This is a genomic window from Fulvimarina thalattae (genome assembly GCF_040239565.1).
In the GTDB taxonomy this organism is placed as follows: domain Bacteria; phylum Pseudomonadota; class Alphaproteobacteria; order Rhizobiales; family Rhizobiaceae; genus Fulvimarina.
In genome coordinates, this window is record NZ_JBEHWS010000056.1 from 1 (window position 1) to 2,442 (window position 2,442).

Below are 2,442 nucleotides of genomic sequence, written 5' to 3' on the forward strand. Positions count from 1 at the left end.
CGCGAACTCCCATACGGGCCCGCAGCCGAATGGCTGCATCAAGAGGCCGGACAGATGGCAGCATCCGACATCGTGCCAACCCAACAAAAACCGCTTGCGTCCGAGGGGGCGTCCACAGATGGAAAGCGGTCGTTCGCGAAACTGCTAACCGACGGCAACTATGCAGGACGAAGCGGACTCTCGCCAAAGGTTACCGCTACCGGATCCTTTAGATGGCGCCGGCTTTTCAACGTTAGATTCGCTTACTCCAACCTTTCATTTCGGAAAAAATCGTTGCAGACGATCCACATATTCCCATAGGGTGTTCCGCGAGAATAAGGAATGGATTGTTGCTGCAAGCATGTTGGAATTGATAGAAGAGATTTGGCAATACATTCGGTACGCTTCTGGAAACATTTTAGATCAAGGGTGGAGCGCCTTAGCAGGTTTTCTGTTGGGTGTCTCTGTAAGCTTCATAAATAAGATGCTGACCGGAAGTTCGCGAAGAATTCGGCACTTCGTAACCAGAAAGAAAATCGACTACCTGGAGAACAAAAGTGGTGGGTTCAAAGTCCTGGAATATGGCCCATCGATATTGGTCGGTCACGACAGCATAAAATCCGTCTCTGAAATCTTTACATTGCCTTTCCCGGAAGATGGCGCAAAAACTCTAGCCGATGATCCAGATTTTACCGGATCTATGGCTACAATACCAAACATATTCGGATCGGATAATATAGAACATCTTGGAGAAATTCTTGAAATAGAAGGCGTATCGACAAAAATTGAGCCACACATAAGAGATGTCTCGCAGCAATTTCTAAAGAAGGAGCGGGGAATATCATTTAACAGCGATTTATATGGAGTGAGAACTTTCAACAGACTGAGGCATGGGCCAAACGAGCAACCGCGACTAAGTCTAACGTGTTATCAGACCGATTATTTTACTTTCAAAGTAATGGATTCCTTTCATAGGGAGATTGTCAAACAAGAGCATAGCAAATCTCTCCGATCTTTTTCGAAAGATTCTGACATATCGGGTCGCCTATATCCATTCCTCACTTCGATTGGATTAAATTTTGTCATAATATCGTCCGATAGAAAAATCATTCTTACAGAGCGTTCTGGAAATATTGATCGCTTCGGACTTCCCGGCAAGCCGATATACCCGTCGTTCAACGAGGCTCTCGCGAGCCAGGATCTCCCTCATCAAAGTGGCCTGCAACGCATCCCGTCCATACCGCTGTGCTATCGAAGAGGTTTAGGTGAAGAGCTTGGCTTATCTGAATTTGAGGTAGATCCTCCAACGTATCGCCTCATCGGCTTTGGAGATGTTGGTATTGGTTTTGGCGTCTATGGGTATGCTAATGCTAATCTTACGGCAAGTGAAATCACTTCCCGACTCGCAGGTCAGGATAGAGAGTTTGAATCCTCGCGTATATTTGCCGAGCCAGTTTCAAGGAGATCGTTCAATCGAATAATCATGAATGATTATACGGGTCTTCAAGTTATCGCTCTTCTTCGAGCTATGAAAGTTGATTTTGGAATCTAGCTTGGAAGAGTCGACGTTTCGTAAAAGCTCTACTCGCTTCTCTTTCCGAGATCATTTCCTAAGAAATATGGAATCGTTTTACTTTCTATAATGCGGCACGAGCTTTTACGTCGGTGCCGTATCTATTCTCCTGAAAGCACGCCCGTCGAGAACTCGTCGGTCTGCTACAGGCTCGAAGTGGACGTTCGCTGCAAGCCGCGTGAACGACCGCAAAGGGTCCTGGCTGTGTCAAAACGCTACTCGTGCTGTGGTCTTGCGGGTTGACCGGAGGTTGGCATGGGGCGCTTCGTTTGTGGTTTTGATCGCGATCAGGTGACGCTGTTTCCGCCCTGCCTCGAGGACTGGATCGCGGAGGACAATCCGGTCCGAGTGATCGATGCTTTTGTCGATGCGCTGGATCTGGGGTCGCTCGGCTTTGAGGGTGTCGAAGCGGCCGCGACGGGACGCCCCGGATATCATCCTTCCGCTCTCTTGAAGCTCTATGTCTACGGCTACCTGAACCGCGTTCCCTCCAGCCGCCGTCTGGAACGCGAGGCTGGCCGCAATGTCGAGGTGATGTGGCTGACAGGCCGTCTGTCGCCCGATCACAAGACCATCGCGGAATTCCGCCGACGGAACGGCAAAGCCATCGGACGGGTCTGCGCCCGCTTCGTTTCCCTGTGCCGCGAGATGGGTCTCCTGACGAGTACACGCGTTGCGATCGACGGCTCGAAGTTCAAGGCGGTCAACAATCGCGACCGCAACTTCACCAAGGCGAAGCTGGAGCGGCGGCGCGAACAGATCGAGGAGAGGGTGGATTCCAGGGTGAAGTGCAACGTGATCATGAGAAGCGGATTTGGACGTCTTTGCCAAGTTCTTTGAGCATGGCCTGGAGAGGCGTGACGAAGCCGAGGCATTTTCTCGGTGTCGTA

Annotated in this window: 1 protein-coding gene and 1 pseudogene; both read left to right on the forward strand. The window is 50.3% G+C overall.

The genetic code is table 11. The features are described 5' to 3' along the window. Positions 1 to 160 precede the first annotated feature (160 nt). Positions 161 to 1,531 (forward strand): hypothetical protein, encoded by a 1,371-nt coding sequence (locus tag ABRA89_RS20320; protein WP_349943323.1) that lies wholly within the window; start codon positions 161 to 163, stop codon positions 1,529 to 1,531. 276 nt (positions 1,532 to 1,807) lie between these two features. Then, positions 1,808 to 2,326, forward strand: a pseudogene (locus ABRA89_RS20325) (transposase); the annotation flags it as partial. Positions 2,327 to 2,442: the final 116 nt, after the last annotated feature.